Origin of the sequence: Nitrospina gracilis Nb-211, from assembly GCF_021845525.1 — a bacterium.
Lineage (GTDB): Bacteria > Nitrospinota > Nitrospinia > Nitrospinales > Nitrospinaceae > Nitrospina > Nitrospina gracilis_A.
Genome location: NZ_JAKJKD010000001.1, coordinates 1,953,548 through 1,977,536 on the forward strand (window position 1 = coordinate 1,953,548; position 23,989 = coordinate 1,977,536).

Annotated in this window: 18 protein-coding genes; 15 read left to right on the forward strand and 3 right to left on the reverse strand. The window is 56.9% G+C overall.

Going from position 1 to position 23,989, the window contains the following annotated elements; genetic code table 11:
* The 5 genes from J2S31_RS09235 to J2S31_RS09255 all read left to right on the forward strand — a co-directional run bounded on the left by J2S31_RS09235 (window position 1) and on the right by J2S31_RS09255 (window position 4,417).
* On the forward strand, window positions 1-882 hold the full coding sequence (locus tag J2S31_RS09235; protein ID WP_237098799.1) for an AEC family transporter: 882 nt from the start codon (window positions 1-3) through the stop codon (window positions 880-882).
* A 247-nt stretch (window positions 883-1,129) separates the two neighbouring features.
* A complete protein-coding gene (locus tag J2S31_RS09240) occupies window positions 1,130-1,912 on the forward strand; it encodes a motility protein A (RefSeq protein ID WP_237098800.1) in 783 nt (260 codons plus the stop codon).
* 3 nt (window positions 1,913-1,915) lie between these two features.
* On the forward strand, window positions 1,916-3,397 hold the full coding sequence (locus J2S31_RS09245) for an OmpA/MotB family protein (protein WP_237098801.1): 1,482 nt from the start codon (window positions 1,916-1,918) through the stop codon (window positions 3,395-3,397).
* Window positions 3,375-3,782, forward strand: a complete 408-nt coding sequence (locus tag J2S31_RS09250; RefSeq protein ID WP_237098802.1) for a PilZ domain-containing protein — start codon at window positions 3,375-3,377, stop codon at window positions 3,780-3,782. The genes J2S31_RS09245 and J2S31_RS09250 overlap by 23 nt, the downstream gene beginning before the upstream one ends.
* A 2-nt stretch (window positions 3,783-3,784) precedes the next feature.
* Complete coding sequence (locus J2S31_RS09255; RefSeq protein WP_237098803.1) at window positions 3,785-4,417, forward strand: hypothetical protein; 633 nt, start codon at window positions 3,785-3,787, stop codon at window positions 4,415-4,417.
* Window positions 4,418-4,426: 9 nt separating this feature from the next.
* Here J2S31_RS09255 and J2S31_RS09260 read toward each other — a convergent pair whose 3' ends face one another.
* Window positions 4,427-4,987 carry a hypothetical protein gene (locus J2S31_RS09260; protein ID WP_237098804.1) on the reverse strand — a complete coding sequence of 187 codons (561 nt, stop codon included), beginning with the start codon at window positions 4,985-4,987 and terminating at the stop codon, window positions 4,427-4,429.
* A gap of 118 nt (window positions 4,988-5,105) precedes the next feature.
* Between J2S31_RS09260 and J2S31_RS09265 the strand changes: the two genes are divergently transcribed.
* From J2S31_RS09265 to J2S31_RS09300, 8 genes are all read left to right on the forward strand, one after another.
* Window positions 5,106-6,392 carry a bifunctional folylpolyglutamate synthase/dihydrofolate synthase gene (locus tag J2S31_RS09265; RefSeq protein WP_237098805.1) on the forward strand — a complete coding sequence of 429 codons (1,287 nt, stop codon included), beginning with the start codon at window positions 5,106-5,108 and terminating at the stop codon, window positions 6,390-6,392.
* 115 nt (window positions 6,393-6,507) lie between these two features.
* Window positions 6,508-8,595 (forward strand): LPS-assembly protein LptD, encoded by a 2,088-nt coding sequence (locus tag J2S31_RS09270; RefSeq protein ID WP_237098806.1) that lies wholly within the window; start codon window positions 6,508-6,510, stop codon window positions 8,593-8,595.
* A 26-nt stretch (window positions 8,596-8,621) separates the two neighbouring features.
* Window positions 8,622-9,263, forward strand: a complete 642-nt coding sequence (pyrE, locus tag J2S31_RS09275) for an orotate phosphoribosyltransferase (protein ID WP_237098807.1) — start codon at window positions 8,622-8,624, stop codon at window positions 9,261-9,263.
* Between the two features lie 265 nt (window positions 9,264-9,528).
* Window positions 9,529-10,242 (forward strand): carbon monoxide dehydrogenase beta subunit family protein, encoded by a 714-nt coding sequence (locus J2S31_RS09280; RefSeq protein WP_237098808.1) that lies wholly within the window; start codon window positions 9,529-9,531, stop codon window positions 10,240-10,242.
* Between the two features lie 314 nt (window positions 10,243-10,556).
* On the forward strand, window positions 10,557-12,482 hold the full coding sequence (gene dnaK, locus J2S31_RS09285) for a molecular chaperone DnaK (protein WP_237098809.1): 1,926 nt from the start codon (window positions 10,557-10,559) through the stop codon (window positions 12,480-12,482).
* Between the two features lie 163 nt (window positions 12,483-12,645).
* Window positions 12,646-13,260: a nucleotide exchange factor GrpE gene (locus J2S31_RS09290; protein ID WP_237098810.1), complete on the forward strand. Its 615-nt coding sequence runs from the start codon at window positions 12,646-12,648 to the stop codon at window positions 13,258-13,260.
* 8 nt (window positions 13,261-13,268) lie between these two features.
* Window positions 13,269-14,339: a molecular chaperone DnaJ gene (dnaJ, locus tag J2S31_RS09295; protein WP_237098811.1), complete on the forward strand. Its 1,071-nt coding sequence runs from the start codon at window positions 13,269-13,271 to the stop codon at window positions 14,337-14,339.
* Between the two features lie 226 nt (window positions 14,340-14,565).
* Complete coding sequence (locus tag J2S31_RS09300; RefSeq protein ID WP_237098812.1) at window positions 14,566-15,168, forward strand: response regulator transcription factor; 603 nt, start codon at window positions 14,566-14,568, stop codon at window positions 15,166-15,168.
* Between the two features lie 37 nt (window positions 15,169-15,205).
* Here the strand turns inward: J2S31_RS09300 and J2S31_RS09305 are convergent, their stop codons facing one another.
* A complete protein-coding gene (locus J2S31_RS09305) occupies window positions 15,206-16,675 on the reverse strand; it encodes a glutamate synthase subunit beta (protein WP_237098813.1) in 1,470 nt (489 codons plus the stop codon).
* Entirely contained in the window at window positions 16,676-21,208 is a 4,533-nt protein-coding gene (gene gltB, locus J2S31_RS09310) for a glutamate synthase large subunit (RefSeq protein WP_272908708.1), read from the reverse strand. It abuts the gene before it with no gap.
* A 515-nt stretch (window positions 21,209-21,723) separates the two neighbouring features.
* Between gltB and J2S31_RS09315 the strand changes: the two genes are divergently transcribed.
* Both J2S31_RS09315 and J2S31_RS09320 read left to right on the forward strand, forming a co-directional pair.
* Window positions 21,724-22,377, forward strand: a complete 654-nt coding sequence (locus J2S31_RS09315; RefSeq protein ID WP_237098815.1) for a CBS and ACT domain-containing protein — start codon at window positions 21,724-21,726, stop codon at window positions 22,375-22,377.
* 284 nt (window positions 22,378-22,661) lie between these two features.
* A complete protein-coding gene (locus J2S31_RS09320) occupies window positions 22,662-23,984 on the forward strand; it encodes a carbohydrate porin (RefSeq protein WP_237098816.1) in 1,323 nt (440 codons plus the stop codon).
* Window positions 23,985-23,989 lie beyond the last annotated feature (5 nt).

The window sequence follows — 23,989 nt, forward strand, 5'->3', positions numbered from 1 at the left end:
ATGCTCGACGACCTCCTTCACGTCCTGCAACTGGTCTCGCCCTCGTTCCTGATTATTGGCCTGGGGTTCCTTTTTGCGCGGCAGGTACCGATCGACCCCAAACCGCTTGTGCGGCTGACCATGGCCCTCCTGCTTCCCTGCTTCGCATTCCATCACATCAGCGGCATGAACCTGGAAGGCGGCCTGCTGGGCAACGTGTTCCTTTCGGCGTGGATCATTCTGCTTTTACCCGGATTTCTTGCATGGCTGATTTTGCGTCGTCGTAAAGAAATCGGACGCGGGGTGTACCTGCCCATCATGTTCATGAACTCCGTCAACCTGCCCTTCCCCATCATGCAGGCGGCGTATGGCGATACCGCAATCCCGTTCGGACTCATGTTTTTCCTCGCCTCGTTTGTTGCCGTCTTCACCATCGGTTTGTTTCTCGTGTCGTCCGAAAGCGGATGGCAGCAGATTTTCAAGGAACCGGTCGTGTACCTGGTAGCGCTGGCGCTGGCCATCAACACGTTTGGGACGCCTCTCCCCGCATTCGTACGCGAGCCGGTGCGCATTCTCGCCGGAGCCAACATCCCCATGGTCCTGCTGATCCTGGGCATGCACCTGGCACAAGTGAAGGTGACGCAGTTGCGCCTGACGTGGATGGTGGTCGGTTTCCGTTTTTCGTTCGGACTGCTGGCGGGCCTGCTGTGCGTGACCATCCTGCCCCTGGACGACCTCGCCCGCAAGGTGGTCCTGCTGGAGAGCATCATGCCCTGCGCCGTGATCAACATCCTGCTCTCCGGCAAGTACAACGCCAACCCGGAACTGGTCGCCTCGTCCATCCTCGTCTCCACTCTGCTGGCACTGGCCATCATTCCCGCCACTCTTTTGATGCTGGGCTGAAGCGCCCCCTCCCTACCCTGAAACACCTGTAAATTCAGAATTCATTTGGATTTAACCGCGGCACCCCCTCCAGTCCGGGTCATTTGTGCCGATAACAAGTAACAGGGCCCGCATGGCGTCATTGAGGACTGGAAACACGTTGCCAAACAGCCATAAACCAATGAAAACATTGCAGAAATCCCATTTCCGTGGTAATTTTATTGGAATCCGAAATTCTATCACGAGCACTTACCCAAGGAATTGACCTGTGGATGCCGCATCCCTCGTAGGGGTCCTTTTAGGACTGGGGTTGATCATCGGGGCCATTTTCCTGGGCGGGGATTTGAGCCATTTTTTCAACCTGCCCGGAATCATGATCGTTCTCGGCGGGACCATCGCCGCCACCCTGATCACCTTCCAATTGAAAGACGTCATCGCCGCCTTCCGAGCGGCTATTTTCGTTTTCTCGGAGAAAAAATCCGATCCCAACGACATGGTGGAGACCATGATCGAACTGTGCAGCATCAGCCGCCGTCAGGGGCTCATTGCCCTCAGCCGCATCGAGTATGAAAACGACCTCCTCCGCAAGGCGTGCAATCTGATTGCAGACGGGTCGAAAGAAGAAATGATCCGCGACACGCTGAACATCGAAATCGAATCGATGAAACAGAGGCATTTCATCATCCAGGACATCTTCCGCAAAATGGCGTCCTATGCGCCCTCTTTCGGCATGATGGGCACGCTGATCGGCCTCGTGCAGATGCTCCGCCAGTTGAACAACCCGGACACCATCGGCCCCGCCATGGCCGTAGCCCTGCTGACCACCTTTTACGGCATGCTGTTATCGACTTTATTTTTTCTGCCCATCGCGGGAAAATTGAAGGACCGGACTCTGGTGGAGTTGACCAATCTGGAAATCATGTTTGAAGGCGCCATCTCCATTCTCGAAGACAACAACCCGGTTTTCGTTTATGAAAAGCTGTCTTCCTATGTGCCCGCCAAACGTCGGCGGCCGCCGCGCCCCACGGGAGCGGCTTACCAGACGGGGTGACTCATGGCGAAGAAAGACGACGATAAAGAAAATATCCAGCTCATCCGGGAACAGCTTCGCGCGCAGAAAGCGCAGTTGAAAAAGCTGGATGTCGAAAAGGTGCGCCAAGAAACCCGCTTCAAGCACATGCTGACGGTCACCGGCAAGAAAATCACCAAACTCCAGCAAACCGTCGAGGACCAGCAGGAACAGATCAAGTTCCAGCGGGGGCTCGGCCCGAGCCGGGCGATCAAGTCTCCCACCGCCAAAGAACCGGCACCCAAAAAGGAAGAAACCAAAGACGATGCCGATGTTCCTCGTTATGAAGAGTTGACGCGCACGCTGAAAGCCCTGCAAAGGAAAAACCTCCATCTCACGGAACGAGTCAAACAGGAACGAAAAGAACGCGAGCGTCTGGCCCGTGAGAAAGGCACGATGGCGCGTGAGATCAAACGGCTCCGCAACGACGTGGGCCCGGTGGAGAACGTGCAGTCAAAGGCCGTATCCCTGAAAATGCTGATGGAAAAATCCACAGAGAGGTTTGAAAAACTGCTCACGGAAAAAGACGGCCTGATCAAGATGTATGAAAAGATGATCCAGACGAACAAACGGGGAGGAGACACGCTCACACTCACTTCCGACATGATCGGCCAAATTCAGGACGAACTGGACAAAACACGCGCCGAAAAGGAAGAACTGGAAGAGGAAATCAAAGCCCGTGACCGTCAGTTTGAAGTGCAATTGAATTATGAAGTCCAGCGGGCAAAAGAACGCATGCAAAAAAATCTGCATATCCGGCGCCGCCAGCGGGAGAGCCTTGCCGACTTTGCTGAGGAGGTGCAGGATGAACGGAGCGGACAGGCCTGGCTGGTGACCATGGCGGATATGTTCACCCTGCTTCTTACCTACTTCATCATTTTGTATTCGCTGTCCTCCATCAACATGAACCGTTTCAAGGAAGCGATTCTCGGGCATGAAAAGGCGTCCATCGGCCTCCTTGAGCTTCTGGACGCGGCGGAAGTCAAGGAGTCTCTGGACGTATTGACGGGACTCAAATCTGATAATATTCTGACAGAGGTCAAAAACGTGGCCAAGGTGGAAAGCCTGTCAGAAGTGATGACCATTTCCACCGACCAGTCGAAGATCATCGTCAAGGTTCCTTCCCAATCGCTGTTCGATGAAGGGAACGCCGAGTTGAACCTGGACCGGGGAAAAGAAGTGCTCGACGAGTTGATCCGAATCACGGAAAAGTACCCTTATTACAAAATCAACATCAACGGGCATACCGACAATTCGGAGATTCCCAACAGCCGCTTCGCCAGCAACTGGGAACTGTCTTCTGCCCGGGCCACTTCCGTACTGAGGTACTTCATTGATCAGAACATCGACCCAAAACGCATGACCGCCACCGGATTTGCTGACACGTTTCCCATCGCCACCAATAAGACCGAACGCGGCCGTGCCCTGAACAGGAGAGTTGAATTTGTTCTGGAAAAAGAAGACTGACAACAGCAAAGACGAAAAGGGAAAGCTGTTTCACGTGCCTAAGGAAGACCAGCGGCAGGCGTTCCGCATTTCTCCGGATCCGGCGGAGCCGATCCTGGTTTCCATAGAAGGCAAGACCGTCAAGGTACTGGAAATCAGCTCCGGCGGAATTTCATTCCGGAACAGCGACTTCAAGCCCAAGGCCGTGTACCCGGTTTCGTTCAGCCTTCCCATCACCGGCGGATTCATCAAAACCAAACTCCGTATCCTGCGCGTCAACCGGGAGGGCATCTGCCAATGCCGGTTCGTCGGATTGGATGAACGGGCGGAGGACGACATCCACCGTTACGTGCTGGCCCGTCAAAAAGAACTCCTTCGAAACCGCAAACGATCCGAAACCGAGTAACAATGCCTCCTCACTCATCCGACCCGTCTCCCTGGAGCGACGTGGAACTGCGCCTGATCCGGGAACGCGAACTGTTTCTGCACAAACATTCCATCATCAAGAAGGCTGAGGCCCGGCTGGAAGAACTGAAGGAAGTGATGATCGCCGAACTGGCGAAGGACCCCGGCCCCGTTCCCCTGGGCACCGATCTCAAGCGTGGGAAAATCACCAAAGGTGAAAACAACAAGGGGTTTCCCTTTGTGTCTCTCGACATCCCGCAGTTTTTCACCAAGGAAGAATACTTCACCTACCGCGTGTTGTTCTGGTGGGGGCACTACCTGGGTTACTCGCTGGTGCTGAAGGGCCCGGCGCTACCGCAATACCTCGACTGCCTGCTCGCGCGGAGAGGGGATGCGCGGTTCGCCGATATCTGGCTGGCTCGCCATGACAGCCCCTGGGAATGGGAACACGCGGACAACCATTTCTCTCCGGTGCAGGAACCGACTGATAATGATGTCCGCCAACTGGTGAACGGCATCCAGTACATCAAGGTCATCCGCATGATCCCCGTTATCGAACCCGGCTTCACGGAAGTGGACTGGTCGGCGGAAGGCGTCCGTACCTATCGCGATCTCATCCGCCTGACACAAAAATAACGGCGGCTTTCAGGAAGGCGGGATGAACACCAGCGGATGCATCCACAACACATCGCGGCTCGGCAGGACCAGCATGGGCCCTCCCTCTTCCGGATTTTTCAGATACACCATCTCGTGCGCGGAGTCGGGAATGGGAGAGACCCGCGCGTCGGGGATGTGAAGCGGCGTCGGCGTCATGAAACTTTTCCGGCGCTGGCGAAGGCGTTCGGGTGTGGATGAGGACGTTTTCGTTTCATCCGTCCGCCGGTGAAAGGCCGAGTCGCTCTTCACCAGTTTGCAGACCCGCGGCCGCTCGTTTTTGATCTGCACCAGATATATCTGATGCAACACCGGAACTCCCGCCGACTGTTGGCAAAAAACACCCACACTGCCTGCGGGGGCGTGCGGCGCGGCGGCATCGTCTTCCATCTTCAGCGCGTAACATTCGCCGGGAAGCGGCTCGGTGGGAAAGATATCGATGGAAGTCACCAGTTCCAGCCCTTCCATCGGTTCCTTCATGTTGTCCAGAAGGACCGGGCCCCGCGCCAGCCGCATGAGGGGAATGCGCAATCGTTGGGAATGCGGTTTCACATCTATTCCTTTAATTAAAATAAATTAAGCAGTAATATCTTACGCCCGGATTTCAAAAATGCGAAAATATAAACCCTTAATCACAATGCCCATACCCTCTCACCGATTTTAAGACACCATGACCCCATCCGAATGCCTCGATTACCTGTATGGCCTGCAGAACAGCGGCATCAAGCTGGGCCTGGAAAACACCACGGACCTGCTGGAAGCACTGGGCAATCCCCAGCACAAGATTCCGGCGGTGCACATTGCCGGCACCAAGGGCAAGGGATCGACCGCGGCGTTTGTGGAGTCCATCCTGCGTGCCGCGGGGTTTCGCACCGGACTGTACACATCCCCGCACATCCGGCATTTTTCCGAACGCATCCAAGTGAACCGTCAACCGATTCCGGAAGACGCGATGGTGGACGGGATTCTGCGCATCAAGGAAACCTCGGAACGCATCGGGGTTCCGGTTACGTTTTTCGAATTCGGCACCGCCCTCGCCTTTCAGTACTTCGTCGAACAAAAGGTGGACTGGAACATAATCGAAGTCGGCATGGGTGGGCGGCTGGATTCCACCAACACCTGCCAGGGGGAAGTGTGTATCGTCACCTCCATCTCACGCGATCACGAAAGCAGTCTGGGCACGGAACTGCCCCGCATCGCGTTCGAGAAGGCCTCCATCATCAAGGACACCTGCACCGTGGTGACGGGCGTGCACCAGCCCGAAGTGTTCCGCGTGATCGAGGACCGCGCGCAGGCATTCAACTGCCGCCTTCTGCAACTGGGCCGTGATTTCAAAATCAACCTGCGCAGTCACCTGCCGGGAGGGTTGACGTTCGATTACGAAAGCCCCGCCGGAAACTTTGAAGGATTGACCAGCTCCCTGCTTGGGCGTTACCAGGCGCACAACGCGGCGATGGCGATTGCCGCCTGCCAGGCACTCGCCCCCAAAGGCGTGGCCCTCACACCCGATATCGTTCAACGCGGCCTCGCCACGGCGCAATGGGCGGGCCGGCTGGAGGTGGTGAGCGAATCCCCCCTCACGATCCTCGACTGCGCGCACAATCTCGACAGCCTGCAAAAACTGATGGAAGCGCTGGTGGAACTGTATCCCGCGCGTAAATTGCGCGTGGTGCTTGGCATCATGCAGGACAAGCCCTACCGGGAATGTATTGAAATTGCCGCGCAATTCGCCCATCATATCACGCTGACCCGGCCCCGGCAGGACCGCAGCCTGAACCCCGCGGATCTGGCCGGTGAATCCTTTTCCATCGGGCCACTGGAAATCATCGAGGACGTCCCTCAGGCCCTGATCGCCAACCAGAAACAATGTGGACCCGACGAGTTGATCTGTGTGACGGGTTCCATTTTTACCGTCGCCGAAGCCAGAGAACATATTGAACGAACCGGTCTCAAATAAGGCGGTCCTTTTTTTGATGATGGCGTTGCTGGCTGTCTTGCCCGGAGCCTTTCCGTCCCCCTCCCTCGGCCAGACCGCACCCTCCTCATCCACCACGGAACCGCAGGAAGCCCCCGTGGAAATCACCGCCGATTACATGGAGCACCTGGTCAAAGAAAACCTCGTCAAAGCCCGCGGCAATGTGGTGGTCCGGTATCAGAACCGCACCGTGCGCGCCGACAACATGGCCATCAATACCGAGACGGGCCAGGGGCACGCGCAGGGCAACGTGGTGATGAAGATGGAAGACGGCTCCACCGTGGAAGCCGTGCGCGGCGACTTCAACATCAAAACCCACCGCGGTATTCTGTTGCGCAGCCGGGGAACGTTGAAAGGTCAGCAGGGTCAGGAATACTACGTATCCGGCAAAACCTTCCGCCGGTTTTCCGACGAACACTACCAGACGGAAGACGCCACACTCACCACCTGCACCGGGGTTTTGCCCGACTGGATGATCGAGGTGGGCAAGGCCGATATCCTGGTCGAAGACCGCGCTCTGTTCACCGGCGGCGTGTTTCGCATCAAAGGCATTCCCTTTATATACATTCCGGTGGGCTACGTCCCCCTCATCAGCGAACGCAAAAGCGGATTCCTGATGCCCAGCGTCGGCACCAGCAATCTGGACGGCCTCACCATCCAGAACCGGTATTTTTGGGCCATCGGCCGATCGTACGACGCCACCATCGGCGCCGATTACATGGAAAATCGCGGCCTGCGTTCATCGCTCGAGTTCCGTTACCAGCCCAGCGAAACCACTGAAGGCTGGTGGCGCGGTGAGCATTTGAAGGATGACATTTCAGGAAGGACGTTCTGGAAACTCGACGCCCGGCACCAGCAGGTTCTGCCCGGAGACGCACGACTGCTGGCACGGCTCGACCAGACCTCGGCGGCCAACTTCAACAAAACCTTCAAGTCGCAAACGGAAATCCGGACACGAAGAAGCAGTGATTCCTTCATGTCCATATTCAAAGGATGGGAAACCAACTCCCTCGATATTCTGGGACGCTACCGCGAAAGCGAACAGGCCGATCGCGACGACACCTTCGGCATCCTGCCGTCGATCACCTGGGTCACGCAGTCATTCCAACTGGGCAACAGCGGTTTTTATTTCAATCAGGAAACCAGCGCCACGCAGTTTTTGCTGGACCTCGATCCGACCATCGGCAACGACAACGAGGAGACCCTGCAACGGTTTGATTTTCATCCGCAGGTTTCCTACCCGATCACCTTTGCTCCATGGCTGCGCCTGACGCCGCAGGTGGGGTTCCGCGAGACCTATTACAACAAAGAGCTATCGGACGACATCAACCCGGCCACCAATCAGCCGTTCATCCGTCCGGAGTTCACCAGGGAGGTTTTGGAATTCAGCACGTTTCTGGAAGGACCCAAATTCAACCGAGTCTTCCAACCAACGGAAGTCGGCGACCCCGCGTACAAGCACGTCATCGAACCCCGCGTGCAGTACAATTACATTTCCGGCTTCGACCGGAAAGACCGCGAGAAGATCCGCATCATCGACGCCGTGGATGACATCCGCCCCACCGAGGCCGTCACTTATTTCCTGACCCAGCGCCTTCTGCGCAAGGACATGGATGACAAAGGCAACAGCGAAGTGCGGCAGGTGGCCCGATTCGAGATCAGCCAGAGTTACAATATCAAGGAAGCGCGGCGGTTCCAGACGCCCCTCACGCCCCGCCGGCCGTTTTCCGATCTGCGGTTCGACCTCGACACGCGCCTCACGGATTATTTCATGTTCAATTTCGACAGTGAGTATAATGTGTACGACGGTTTCGTCCAGCGGTTCAACTTCGACGTCGGCATCCGCTTGAGCGAGTGGCTGATGGTGGTGCTGGAAAAACGCCAGGTGCACAATGAATCAGCGATGATTCTCGGCACCCTCGACGTCACGCTTCCCAAAGGCTTGAACTTCAAGTACAGTGCCCGCTTTGACGAATTCAACGACCGCGTGCTGGAGCACAACGGAAGGGCAACCTACAGCGATCCCTGCAAATGCTGGGGATTGTCGTTCGATTTCATCCGCCGCCGCAATATCAACCTCAACGTCAACCAGGCGGAAACCAAAATCCTGCTCAGCTTCGAATTGCGGGGACTCGCCGATTTCGACGGAACGCGTGGTGAGACCTTCATCCACCGCGGCTTTTGATTCAATCTCAATGGAGGACCCATTCCTTGAAGTACTGGAAAAACATTGCCCGGGTGGCGTTGGACATCGGTGCCATCCGTATCAACCCCGAGGAGCCCTTCACCTGGGCTTCCGGCTACCGCATGCCGGTATACAACGACAACCGTCTGTTTCTGGGCGAACACAAGCACCGTTTCCTGATCGCCGAATCGATGCAGGAAGTCATTGAAAGCAGACACATCCCGGTTGACTGCATAGCCGGCACCGCGACGGCGGGCATTCCCCATGCCACCACGCTGGCCAATATGATGGAGTTGCCGCTGGTGTATGTGCGCTCCACAAGCAAAGGGCATGGACTGCAAAATCAGGTTGAAGGCGTCCTCGAGCCGGGACAGGAAGTGGTGCTGATCGAGGACCTGGTTTCCACCGGAGGCAGTGCTTTGAAGGCGGTGGAGGCGCTCCGTGCCGCTGGCGCCCGCGTGGCCCACTGCCTGTGCATTTTCAGCTACGGCTTCGAATCCGCAACAACTGCATTTAAATCAATGGATTGCCAGCTCCACACCCTCCTCACGTTTCCCAACCTGGTAGCCTTCGCCGAAGAAACCGGGCGGATCAATGAGGCGCAGAAAACGCTATTGGATGCCTGGTACGAAGCCCCCTTTGAATGGGCCGCCAAACAGGGTTTTTGAAACCGTTCATTAGCACCAGAAATCCTTAATTTAAATGTACTTATGGGATTATTGGAAGAATCGAAATTTGAGCCGGAATTTGGGATTGACAGAATATATGTTTGATAATAGTATTTAAAGCTCATTTATTTTTGTCTTACCATCGCTCTGTTGCAAAATCACCACTTCCCGACAGCAGACTATTTGAATAGACAACAAAAATTCTTTGGTACGGTTCCAAAGACGGATCCCCTGTAAGATATTTGTTATTTGGAGGTTATTCAGAATGTCAAAATTAGAGTTGGGCCCTGTAGGCCTGCTTCCCCCTTCCGCCGCATCCATGGGTATTTTCCAGCCGGAAAAAGGTTCCCGCAAGCAGTTGCTGGAAGGCGAATGGGTAGATGAGGAGAAGGTCTTTGAAACCGCGGCCGTCAAGCTGTTGACCCGGCGAAACCCGACCCTGTTTCCCGGCCCCCAGATCATCTGGGGCTGGAATGAAGAAGCCCGGCACAAGGCAAAGCTGGCTTTGGATCTGGTTAAGGAAGTCCCTGGCATGAACATCATTCCCATGCCGGATTACCGCCCCATCTATCCGAAAATTGATCCGGAAGCGGTGATCAATCCCTGTCACCCCAACCTGACCGTTCTGCACAACAAAATTCAGGTTTGTATCCTCATCGGGGTGCATTGCCACTTTGCAAACATCACGCTGAAGATGATCCGGGCCAACACCAACTGCTACACGCAGGCCTGGTGTGCTTACGACGGTCATGAAGACGCGTTGCTGTCCATCCGCGATATCGACTCCTCTCTGCTTATCAAAATGGCCGAGACCATCCGGCGGGTTCGCCAGAGCCTGACCCCGTGGGCAGAAACCCCGGAAGGTAAAGAAGAGCTCGAGGAAATCGCCGCCATGAAAGCGAAGAACAAAGCCGAGGACAAGGAAACTGCGGTTCTGTTCAAAGGCGAGCTTCACGAAGGAATTCCGGACACGGAATAACTTCCGGGCAGTTGCTTCTATAGTTTTTAAGGGCCCCGGTTTCCGGGGCCCTTTTCTTTTGCCTTCCCCTCCCTCATGAGTCCGTCGCCACCTTCGCAATAGCCCCCTAAACCTTTATTTTTTAATCAACTCGACACAACCTCCCCCATTTCCTTTCACCCCGGAAAAATGCTTTAAAAATCGCCATCCGGCTTGACTGCCCCCCACCCCCATCTTATTAAACACCTAGCACGCAGGAACAGTTCTCAAAATCGCTTTAACCTTATAAAAAATAAGTTGAAATAATAAACGCCAATTGGAAAGGAACAGCACCCATGGGTAAGATCATAGGAATTGACTTGGGCACCACCAACTCCGTGGTGGCCGTGATGGAAGGCAATGATCCCAAAGTCATTGTCAACGAGGAGGGAAGCCAGACCACGCCCTCGGTGGTGGCTTTCACCAAAGATGGCGAAATTCTGGTCGGCCAGGTAGCGAAGCGTCAGGCCATTGCCAACCCGGAGAACACCATCTTCTCAGTAAAACGCTTCATGGGCCGTTCCTACTCGGAAGTTTCCGAAGAAATGAAAATGGTGCCCTATAAAGTTGTCAAGGGCCCGAAGAACGACGTTCGCATCGAAGTGCAAGGCAAGCAATACAGCCCGCCGGAAATTTCCGCGATGATCCTGCAAAAGTTGAAGAAGTCCGCCGAAGCGTACCTCGGTGAACCGGTAACGGAAGCGGTCATCACCGTTCCCGCCTACTTCAACGACGCCCAGCGCCAGGCCACCAAGGACGCAGGCAAGATCGCCGGGCTCGATGTCAAGCGCATCATCAACGAGCCCACCGCCTCCGCTTTGGCTTACGGTCTCGATAAAAACAAGGATCACATGATCGCCGTGTACGACTTCGGTGGCGGCACCTTCGACATCTCCATCCTCGAAGTCGGCGACAACGTCGTGGAAGTGAAAGCGACCAACGGCGACACGCATCTCGGCGGTGACAACCTCGACCAGCGCATCATCGACTGGCTGGTTGCGGAGTTCAAGAAGGATCAGGGCATCGACCTGAGCAACGACAACATGGCTCTCCAGCGGCTCAAGGAATCGGCGGAAAAAGCCAAAATGGAGTTGTCCTCGGTTTCCGAAACCGAAATCAATCTGCCGTTCATCACCGCAGACGCCACGGGACCGAAGCACCTGAACATCAAACTGTCCCGCGCCAAGTTCGAGTCCATGGTCGATGACCTGCTGGAACGCACCAAGAAGCCGTGCATCAGCGCGCTCAAGGATGCGGGTCTCGACGCCAGCAAGATCGACGAAGCGGTATTGGTCGGTGGTTCCACCCGCGTGCCGCGCGCTCAGCAGATCGTCAAAGACCTGTTCAAAAAAGAGCCGCATCGCGGCGTGAACCCGGACGAAGTGGTCGCTCTGGGCGCCGCCGTGCAGGCAGGTGTTCTGTCCGGTGACGTGAAGGACATCCTTCTTCTCGACGTCACCCCGCTGTCCCTCGGCATCGAAACCCTGGGCGGCGTGACCACGAAACTGATCGAGCGTAACACCACCATCCCGACCCGCAAGAGCGAGACCTTCTCCACCGCGTCGGACAATCAGCCGAGCGTGGAGATCAACATTCTGCAGGGCGAACGCGAAATGGCGAAGGACAACCGCTCGCTCGGCAAGTTCCACCTGGACGGCATCCCCGCCGCGCCGCGCGGTGTGCCGCAGATCGAAGTCACTTTCGACATCGACGCCAACGGCATCCTGCACGTCTCGGCTAAGGACAAGGGTACCGGCAAAGAGCAGAAGATCACCATCACCGACAACACCGGTCTCTCCGACCAGGATATCGAGAACATGGTGAAAGATGCCGAAACCAATGCCGCGGCGGACAAGGAGCGGCGCGAAAAGATCGACGCGCGCAACCAGCTCGACTCCCTGGTGTACAACACGGAGAAAACGATCCGCGACAACAAGGAGAAACTCTCCGAAGACGACGTCAAGGAAGCCGAGTCCGCCATTGCCGAGGCCAGGAAGGCTATCGAAAGCGATGACCTGGAACAGATCAAACAGCAGACCGAGGCGCTCACCCAGGCTTCGCACAAGCTGGCACAGCAGATCTACCAGCAGCAGTCGTCCGCAGAAGGCGGCGAAGGCGATGGCTCCGGTCCGTCCGGTGACGATCAATCCGGCGGTGGTTCAGATAAATCCGCCGACGACGTCGTGGACGCCGAGTACGAAGACATCAGCAACAAGAAATAAAGGCACTCCCTCCCCCGTCCGTCCGGTTTTCCCGGGCGGACGGACGGTCCTTTTCGTTTCACTCCAGGGCCGGTCGGAGGCGAATCCTTAACTATCAATTTCCGGACCGGCGGGCGGCTCCTGGGTGAGTGTGCCCGCCTTCCGTTTTTTGATTCGAAAGATCATGAACGATTCAACCAGTAAACTGCCCGATTTCAGCGACCAGCCTCCTCCCAAGTTCAACGTCACCGACCGGCGCCATTGGGCGCTGGAAGAGGACGCCGTCGAGGAGGAGGAATCCCGAAAAGAACGCCTCCCCACCTACGTGGAACAACTCCGCCAGGAAGCCGAGGAAAAGGACAAACGGCTCAAGGAATACATCGCCGCCTACAAAAACAAGAACGCGGAGAACGATGAATTCCGCCAGCGTCTGCAGAAAGAAAACGAAGGTCGCCTCGCACAGCTCAAAGCCGGACTGTTCAAGCAACTCATCCCCATCGTGGACAACCTGAAACGCGCATCCAGCGCGGCGCAGTCCACCGGCGACTTCGAAAGCTTCAAGCAGGGCATCCACCTCATCCTTTCCCAATTCGAGCACGAGCTGACCCAGCAGGGAATCGAACCCATCCCCGCAGTCGGACGCAAGCTCGATCCCAATACAGACGAAGTCTGCATGACCGTGGATACGGAAGACCCGGCACAGGATGGAATTGTGGTGGAAGAGTTGGAACCCGGTTACCGGTTCCAGGACAAGTTGTTGAAACCCGTTAAAGTGAAAGTGGCTAAACTCAAAAACTGAAGGTGCTCATGGTTAAACGCGATTATTACGAGATCCTCGAGGTTTCACGCGAAGCGTCCGAAGCCGAACTGAAAAAAGCCTACCGCCAAATGGCGCTCAAGTATCATCCGGACAAAAACCCCGGCGACAAGGAAGCCGAGGACAAATTCAAGGAAGCCTCGGAAGCGTATGAGGTGCTCCGCGACGCGGAAAAACGGCGTGTTTACGATCAGTTCGGCCACGAAGGCCTGAAAGGCCAGGGCTTCAGCGGATTTGAAGACATCTTCTCGACGTTCGGCGATATCTTCGGCGACTTCTTCGGCGGAGGACGTCAGCGTACCGGCAACGACCTGCGCGCCGACGCTCAAATCACTTTCGAGGAAGCGGCCTTCGGCGTGCAAAAGGAAATCGACGTGCGCAAGCACGTCATCTGCCAGTCCTGCAAAGGCTCGCGATGCAAACCCGGCACCACCCCCGAACGGTGCGCCACCTGTCATGGCACCGGCCAGGTGGTGCGGTCACAAGGATTCTTCAGCCTGTCCACACCCTGCCCGCAGTGCCGAGGCGCCGGGGAAATCGTTCGCGATCCCTGCACTGGCTGCCATGGCGAAGGCGTGGTGGTGGACAAGAAAACCATCTCCGTCAACATCCCCGGCGGAGTGGACAACGGCTCGCGACTGCGCCTGCGCGGCGAAGGCGAAGCGGGACCCGGCCTGCCCCCCGGCGATCTCTATGTGTTCGTTCACGTCAAGCCGCACGAGTTCTTTCACCGCGACGGGCAGAATATCCTCTGCCGCCTGAATCTCTCCGTCTCGCAGGCCGCGCTTGGAGCCGATATCGAAGTGCCCACGCTCGATGGCGAAACCAAGATCATCAACGTTCCCTCCGGCACCCAATCGGGCGAGACCTACCGCATTCCCGGCGGCGGCATCCCCAACGTGCGGGGTCATGGGCGCGGCGACCAGATCATTCAGTTCTTCGTCGAAGTTCCCAAAAAACTCAACAAGCGGCAGAAGGAACTGTACCAGGAACTGGCGGAAATCGATGGCAAGCCGGTAAAGGAAAAGATCAAAGGGTTCTTCGAGAAGCTGGGGCTGTGACCCGGCTCGATATTCCGACTTCCACGGCAATTACCCAATTTTGTCGGAATACCTTCTTCTTTTCCCACTCCTCATAGAATTTCACCCAAATTTTATTGGTCTTCCCCGATTTTTCTTGTGGTCCAGCCCATCTATGTATATTTTGTAAACGACGGGCTGTTCGAGGCAACCCGCCGCTCTTTTAGAGAAACTCCTTACTAATGGTCTCGGATGGAGGAGAACCCATATGGACCACTCTATCCTTCTCATCGATGATGAAGAAATCCTGCGCAAAACCCTGAGTGACGACCTAGAAGAAGAAGGTTTTCACGTCACCACGGCGGTCAATGGCGAAGAAGGGCTGGAACAGTTCAAGACCCAGCACCCGGATTTGGTGATCGTGGACCTGATTATGGAAGGTATGAACGGCATCCAGGTTTCGCAGGAGATCAAAAAACTGCAACCGAACGCGCCGGTCATGATCTTGACGGGGCACGGCACGTTGGAGTCGGCCATTGATGCCCTTCAACTGAAGGTGCAGGATTACATTCTCAAGCCCGTGAAGCGCGACGAGCTTCTTTCCAAAATAACCAGTTGCCTGGAAAACACCCCTCCCCGGCGCACTCTCAAAAATCGCAAGCCCGCATACAGTCAGAACCTGCAACTGGAGAAAGTCGGGCTCACCAAGCGCCAGCGCGAAGTGGCGAACCTGGCAAGCCAGGGGTACAACGACGAGGAAATCGCACAGATCCTCAAGATCAGCGTGTTCACCGTCAAGTTCCACCTCAAGAAGGCATTCAAAAAACTGAACATCCACAAACGGGTGGAACTGATCCTGTCTTCCAACTGAAACGGGTGACGCCGACGAGGCGGTCGGTTTTAACGAATCACAGATATTGGCTGTGAGGCAGGAAAGTGTAGCCCATCAGATGCTGGTCCACACCGCGCGCGGCTTCGCGTCCTTCCGCAATCGCCCACACCACCAGCGACTGTCCGCGCGCCATGTCTCCGGCGACAAACACACCGGGGACGTTGGTCATCTTGTTTTTATCACACGCCACGTTGCCGCGGCCATCCAACTCCAGCCCAAGTTCTTTCACCAGCCCTTCGTGCACGGGATGCACAAAGCCCATCGCCAGCAGGACCAGCTCCACATCCAGCGTGAACTCGGAGCCGGGAATCTCTTCCATTGCGCGTCGTCCGGTTTTGGGATCGGGGTCGCCGAAGCGGATCTTGACAGCGTGCACCTTTTGGAGCTTGCCGTTTTTGCCGGTGAACTTTTTGGTCAGGATGCTGTAGTCCGTGATCTTGCCGCCCGCTTCCTCGTGGGAAGAACTGAGGCGCAGGGTCATCGGCCATTGCGGCCACGGGTTGTTGGGTGAACGCTCCAGCGGCGGTTCGCTCAACAGCTCGAACTGATGCACCTTCTTCGCACCCTGGCGAAGCGATGTGCCGAGACAGTCGGAACCGGTGTCACCGCCGCCGATGATCAATACATTTTTGCCCTTCGCGGTGATGGCAATGTCTTCGGGAATGGTGTCGCCTTCGTTACGCTTGTTCTGCTGGGGCAGAAAGTCCATGGCGAAATGGACGCCGTCCAGGTCGCGTCCTTCCACCGGCAAGTCGCGCGGTTTTTCGGAGCCGCAACACAGAATGACCGCATCGAAATCCTCCACCAGCGTTTTGGCCGGAATGTCTTTGCCGATGTGCGCATTGGTTTTGAAGATCACGCCTTCCTTTTCCATCAATTCAATGCGGCGCTTAACCACCGTTTTTTCCATCTTGAAATGAGGGATGCCATACATGAGAAGGCCGCCGATGCGGTCGGCTTTCTCAAACACCGTCACTTCGTGTCCGGCATGGTTCAGCTGATCGGCGGCGGCCAGGCCCGCGGGACCGGAACCGATAATGGCCACCTTCTTGCCGGTGCGCTGTTTCGGCGGATTGGGCGCGATCCAGCCATGTTCGAATCCCTGTTCGGCGATGATCTCCTCGATATTGCGGATGGTCACCGCCGGCTCGTTGATGCCCAGCACGCACGCGCCTTCGCATGGTGCGGGGCAGATGCGTCCCGTAAATTCAGGGAAGTTGTTGGTCTTGGTGAGGAGCGCCACGGCGTCTTCCCAGCGGTCGCGGTACACCATGTCGTTCCAGTCCGGAATGGCATTGCCCAGGGGACAACCGGTACTGCTCTGGCAGAACGGCACCCCGCAGTCCATGCACCGTGCTCCCTGCTCACGATACTTCTCCAGTGGAAACGGTTCGTAAATTTCCTTCTGATCCTTGAGCCGTTCCGGAACCGGACGCGCCTTCGGCGTTTCGCGTTTGATTTCCATGAAGCCTTTGAGCGCACCCATTTATGCCACCCCTTCCAACATTGCCTGTTTTCGTTCTTCCACCACGCGGCGGTAATCGCGCGGATAGACCTTGATGAATTTCGGGATCATCTTGTCCCAGTTGTCGAGGACGCGTTTCGCCACCGCACTTCCCGTGTATTCCAGGTGCTCGCGGATGAGCGTCTGCACCCGTTCCAGATCTTCTTCCTCTTCAAACGCGACCAGGTCCACCAATCCCTTGTTGCAGTGAATGGGGAACGAGCCGGCCTCATCCAGCACGTAAGCGATGCCACCGCTCATGCCCGCGGCGAAGTTGCGTCCCGTTTTACCCAGCACCACCACGTAGCCACCGGTCATGTATTCGCAACCGTGGTCGCCGACGCCTTCCACCACAGCGGTCGCGCCACTGTTGCGCACCGCAAAACGCTCGCCCGCGATGCCGCGGAAATACGTCTTACCGGAAATAGCGCCATACAGCACCACGTTGCCGATGAGAATATTTGCTTCCGCAACGATCGGCGATTCCTTCGCTGGAGCGACGATGATTTTGCCGCCGGACAATCCCTTACCGACATAGTCGTTGGCGTCACCGCGCAGATTGAAGGTGACACCGTTGGCAAGGAACGCGCCAAAGCTCTGCCCGGCGGAACCTTTGAAGTCGATATGAATCGTCTCGTCAGGCAGACCCGGCTCGCCATACCGTTTGGAAATTTCGTAACTCAGCATACTGCCCGTAGCCCGGTCCACGTTGCCGATGGAATGCCGCAGGCGGACCGTTTTTTTGTGTTCGATGGCTTCGGCACACTCTGTGATCAGTTTGCGGTCCAGGCACGTGTCGCCAATGTCGCCACTCAAGTCCTGCGTGGTGACGTTGCGCGTGGCCACGCCCTCACCTCCCTCCGCACGGTATAGAATGCGCGAGAAGTCCAGTTCGCGGGCTTTCCAGTGATCGACGGAGGTGTCCACTTCCAAAAGGTCGGTTCTGCCAATCAGGTCGTCGAGCTTGCGGAATCCCAACTGCGCCATCAGTTCGCGCACTTCCTGTGCGATGAAGCGGAAGTAGTTGACCACGTACTCGGCCTTGCCGGAAAACTTTTTGCGCAGTTCCGGATCTTGCGTCGCCACGCCCACCGAACAGGTGTTCAGGTGACACTTGCGCATCATGATACAACCCAGAGTCACCAGAGGCACGGTGGAGAAACCGAATTCATCCGCACCCAGGATCGCACCGATGATCACATCGCGCCCGGTCTTCAACTGGCCGTCGACTTGCACCCGGATGCGTCCGCGCAGATCGTTGAGCACCAAGACCTGCTGGGTTTCCGCCAGGCCCAATTCCCACGGCAGGCCCGCGTGCTTGATTGACGTCTGCGGAGAAGCGCCGGTGCCGCCGTCGTGCCCTGCAATCAACACACCCTCCGCGCGCGCCTTGGAAACGCCCGCGGCGACGGTACCCACACCCGCTTCCGCGACCAGCTTCACGCTGACGCTGGCATTCGGATTGGAGTTGTGCAGATCGAAGATCAACTGCTGGAGATCCTCAATCGAATAAATGTCATGGTGCGGCGGCGGCGAGATGAGCCCCACACCCGGCGTCGAGTGCCGGATCTTGGCGATGTACTCGCTGACCTTGTGGCCGGGCAACTGCCCGCCCTCGCCCGGCTTCGCGCCCTGCGAGATCTTGATCTGCAACTCGTCGGCATTCGCCAGATAATTGCTGTTCACGCCGAAGCGTCCGGACGCCACCTGTTTGATCTTACTGCGGCGCGAATCACCGTTCGGGTCGGGCGTGTAACGCACCAGATCCTCGCCGCCCTCGCCGGTGTTGCTTTTGCCGCCCAGGCGGTTCATGGCGATGGCCAGAGTCTCGTGCGCTTCGCGCGAGATCGAGCCGATCGACATCGCCCCCGTGCAGAAGCGACGGGTGATTTCCTCCACCGGCTCCACTTCCTCGATGGGGATCGCCTGCGTCGGCTTGAACTTGAACAGACCGCGGATGGTGCACTCGCGTGTGTTCTGCTCGTCGTTGATTTTTGAAAACTGCTTGTACTTCTCGTAATTATTGGAACGCGTCGATTCCTGAAGCAGGGCCACCATGGTGGGACTGATCATGTGTTTTTCTTCGCCCCGCCGCCAGTGGTAATAGCCGCCTGGTTCCAGCGCAGGCCGGATGACCTTTGACCGCTCGTAGGCATTGCGGTGACGTGCCAGCACTTCGCGTGCGATGTCTTTCAGCTTGATGCCGGCGATTCGCGACGGCGTGCCGGTGAAGTAGCGGTTCACGATGTCCTCGTGCAGGCCCACCGCTTCAAAAATCTGCGCCCCGCGGTAGCTCTGGATGGTGGAGATGCCCATCTTGGCGGTGATCTTGTATAATCCCTTCTTGCACGACAGGATGAAATTGTCGATCGCCTTGCCCGGCGTCACGTCCTTCACATACACCTGCTCGCGCACCACCTGTTTTGCCGTCTCGTAGGCGAGGTAGGGATAAATGCCGCCGGCACCGTAACCGATGAGCAGGGCAAAATGATGCATCTCCCGCGCCTCGGCGGTTTCTACCACGAGGCCCACCCGCGTGCGGGTTCTCTCGCGCAGCAAATGATGGTGCACCGCGCCCGTCGCCAGAAGGCTCGGAATGGCGGCGTGGTTTTCATCGACGCCGCGGTCGGACAGAATGAGAATGGTCGCGCCGTTGTCCATGGCTTCAGACGCCTGTGCGCACAAATTCTCCACTGCCTTCTCCAGGCCGCCCTCGCCCTCGGATACCGGGAACAACAGCGACAGTGTGGCCGACTTCAAATCCTCCTGGTCGAGGTTCTGAATCTTGTAAAACTCTTCCGGTTTCAGGATCGGGTGTTTGAGACGCAGTTTGCGGCAGTTCTCCGGTCCCGGTTTCAGCAGGTTGTATTCGCGGCCGAGCGTGACCTCCATCGACATCACCAACTCCTCGCGGATGGAGTCGATCGCCGGGTTGGTGACCTGCGCGAAAAGTTGCTTGAAGTAATTGAACAGGAGTTGCGGTCGCTCGGAGCGCACGGCCAGCGGCGTGTCATTGCCCATGGAACCAACGGCCTCAAGACCGGTGCTGACCATCGGCGCAAGCACAATCTTCATGTCCTCGGCGGTGTAGCCGAAGGCGATCTGCTGGACCAGCGGGTCCTCGATCTCCGGCTCCACATAACCGTTGGGCACTGGCAGGTTCTCGATGTTGACCTGGTTCTCCTGCACCCACTCCTTATAAGGATGAGCCTGAGCCAAGGGCCGCTTGATCTCCTCGTCGGAGCAGATGCGCCCGGCTTTGAGATCGACGAAAAACATGCGGCCCGGCTGGAGGCGGCCTTTCAGCTTGATGGTGGATTCGTCCAGCGGCAGGGCTCCCACTTCCGAGGCCATGATGACACGGTCGTCGGTGGTGACCACGTAGCGCGACGGGCGCAGACCGTTGCGATCCAGCACCGCGCCGACCACATCGCCGTCGGTGAAGGTGATCGACGCCGGTCCGTCCCACGGCTCCATCATGGAAGCATGGTATTCAAAGAAGGCGCGCTTCTCATCGTCCATCGTTTCGTGCCCGCTCCACGGTTCCGGAATCATCATCATCACCGCGTGCGGCAGAGAGCGTCCCGTCATCACCAGCAATTCCAGCGCCTGGTCGAAGTCGGCGGTGTCACTGCCACCCGGGGGGATGACCGGGATCAGTTTTTCCGAGTCGTCGAACAGGTCGCTTTTGAACATCGCCTCGCGGGCGGACATCCAGTTCTTGTTGCCCTGCACGGTGTTGATCTCGCCGTTGTGCGCCACCATGCGCATCGGCTGGGCGCGTCCCCACGACGGGAACGTGTTGGTGCTGTAGCGGGAATGGACGAGGGACAGCGCGGAGGTCATGCGCGGATCGCTGACGTCCAGGTAATAACGCCCGACCTGCGGGGCCATTAACTGCCCTTTATAGACGACGGTCTTGCTGGAAAGACTGCAAATGTAATAAGACTCGTACAGTTCGGCGAGACCGGAGGCGCGGATGGCGCGTCCCGCCTGCTTGCGCACGATATACAGCTTGCGCTCGAAAGCGTCGCGGTCCTCGATGCCGTCGGCGCCAATGAAAATCTGCCGGATGTCCGGTTCCACTTCCGCCGCCACCGTGCCGATTTGCGTGTTGTCCACCGGCACCTTGCGCCAGCCCAGGATGTCGAGGCCTTCTTCCTTCGTGACCTGCTCGAAAATCTGCATCAGGCTTTCCGCCCGATCGTCGCGCGGCAGAAACACCAGCCCGGTGCCGTACCTGCCTTCTTCCGGCAGGACAATGCCGAGCTTCTGGCACTCTTCCTTATAAAAGGCGTGCGGAATCTGGATCAAAATGCCCGCACCATCGCCGGTAAGCGGGTCCGCTCCCACCGCACCCCGGTGTTCCAGACGGTTCAGGAGTTCCAGCGACTGCTGGATGAGTTCGTGGGACTTTTCCCCCTTCAGGCTGGCGATGAACCCCACCCCACAGTTTTCCTGTTCAAATCGTGGGTCATACAACCCCTGCCGCTTCGGTAATCGCTGAATATTCATAATTAACGTTGATTGGGTTTTAAATCTGAGTTTGCAAGGCTGGCTGTTTGGCAACTCAGCGTAACTAGAGCAAAGCTTGTGCCATTTTACATAGTGGCTGTAAAATCAATAGCTTTCAACTTCTCACTCGAAATAGAATAGTATCTTAACACGAATAGGTGTAAAAAAAATACATTCGTGTAAGAAGGAGCTGTGGGGGTGCCAGCCCATATTTGTCTGTGGAACCTTTTATTTAAGTACAACTGGAGCCTGAAAATCAACTGAAAAATGCCCCTTCCCGCGGCGTGTTTCGGGCCCGGATTTTTCGGCCGGCATCTCATCCGGTCCCTGCATTTAACGTGTATTTTACGGGCCGCTTCTGGTACAAACAGAAAGAAGGAGGGAAGTCCCTTCGGGCTTGCTGACTTCCGGCCCATTGTACTCCCGGTGCGTTTTCCAATCCAATTTGTTCTGACAGTTCCGGGTTGATTTCGGATAAATTTTCAAGCTCAAGAACCGAACTTCTGGAGGCGAATATGCTTGTCGGCGAAGTGATGTCCAAGAAGCTCCATACCGTGAAAAAATCCGATTCCCTGAAAAAAGCCCAGGACTTGATGGTGACCCACGCCATCCGCCATTTGCCGGTGGTGGACAAGGGGGAATTGCTGGGCATCATCACCGAAAGCGACATTCGTGGGGCATTCATCGGTCAGGGCCGGACCGCCAGCAAGGGCAATTCCGGCAAGCTTGAGATCGGCAACCCCGCCAGGATGAAGGTCAATGACTACATGACCCGCCACCCCCTTGTGGTGGTGCCCGAGACCCACATCGAAGACGCCGCCCTCATGATCTACAAAAACAAGATCGGCGCCCTGCCCGTCATCAAACGCAACAAGCTGGTGGGCATCATTTCCATCATGGACATGCTGGGCCTTTTCGTCGATCTCATGGGCATCCTCCACTCCAGCTCCCGCATCGACGTGGTGATGGACAAAAACCCCGAAAACTTTGATAAGGTTTCCAGCATCATCAACAAGGAGGGGTTGAACATCATCAGCGTCGGCATGGCACCTTATTTAAAGGACCCGTCCAAGCAGGTTTATTTCTTCCGCCTCGACCTGTGCGAAACCAAAAACGTGGTCGCCAGGATCGAAAAGGCCGGGTTCCATGTGCTCAGCTTCATGGATTGACCACCCGGACGCACCCCAACCCCACCGCATCCACCTTCACCACTCCTCCCTCCCCATCTCTTCTTTCCAGAGGAAGGAGGGAGACATCCCATCCGACCCCAGACCGGCCAGATTCCGTCCTCTATTTTTCTGAAAAACCCGAATCGAGTTTACCGATTAACGGTAAAATACTCTGTAGGCTTTTGCCGGGTTCCCAGAAGGGGGGATGGGGGCCGGGACCCCGGCGGAGTAGACTCCTCAATGCTTCTCATTTTTGATCTTCTAAACGGAAAATGTCTGCGCGAATGGTTTCCTTCGTAGCAAACTGCAAACGTATATGCAAAGCCGGAATCCAGCTTGTCCTGTCCTGCATTCTGGTTGGCCTGCTTCTTCCGCCACTGCTTTTCGCACAGGATCTCGACGGACTCGACCGCCACGGCAACATCTCTTTGCGCCGGGAAACCATCACCGGCAACTGGGGCGGACTGCGCACCGAGCTTCTGGACCGGGGGATTTATTTCCGTGGCGGGTACATGGGTGAGTTGTTCCACATGGACCGGCGTCACCGGAACAGCCAGACCCGTTATTTCGGCTATCTCGACTTTGAACTGCACGCCAATTTACAGCAACTGCTGGACGGACCCGACGGCCATTTTTTCTTCTACGCCACCCTCCTGCACGGCAACCGGTTCCAGCCGTTCATCGGCTCCGTTCACGACCTGAGCAATATCGAAGGCCGCTCCAATCTGCTTCTCATGCAGGCCTGGTACGATCAGCATTTTTTCCAGAGGCGGATGGCCATTCTGGTCGGTATCTATGACATCGCCAACGAATTCGACTACCGCGAATCCGCGCAGGTTTTTCTCAATGGAGCCTTCGGCACCGGTGTGGACCTGACCGAATCCGGCATTGCCGGCGTGCCGACCTACCCCCTCACCACTCTGGGCATGCGTCTTCGGATCAACCCCACTCCCAACTGGTACTACCGCGGTGCGGTATTGGACGGGGTGCCGGGCGACCCGCAGAATCCCCGTGGGACACGGGTGGTTCTGGACGCGGATGACGAGGGGGTTCTTTTTATGAATGAAGTGGGGTATGAATCGGCCCGCCCCCGCCTGGGCCTCAACAAGGCGGGGATTGGAAGCTGGTGGTACACCAAGCGGTTTCCGGACCTGGTGGAAACCAACGCCTCCGGCAACCCCGCTACCCACACCGGCACCCAGGGCCTGTATTTGTTCGCCGAGGGAACCTTTTATCTGGAGTACCCCCGATCCAAACAGGGTCTACGGGGTTTCGCCCGTCTCGGGTTTTCCGATCAGGACGTCAATGCGCTTTCCACCTACTTCGACGCCGGGCTGGAATACACCGGCCTCTTCCCCGGGCGGGACAAGGACAAGGCGGGCATCGGCATCTCTTACCTGTTCTTCGGTGACAAATACAAACAACGGCAGAGAGCGGCGGACATCGTCATCGACGACCCCGAGGTGCTGGTCGAGGCCACCTACAAAATCCGTGTCCAGCCGGGGGTGTTCCTGCAACCGGATGTGCAGTACGTCTTCAATCCCGTAGCCCGGGCGGGGGCGGTGAACACGCTCTCCGTCGGCTTCCGCTTCGGCCTCAATTTCTAATCTCC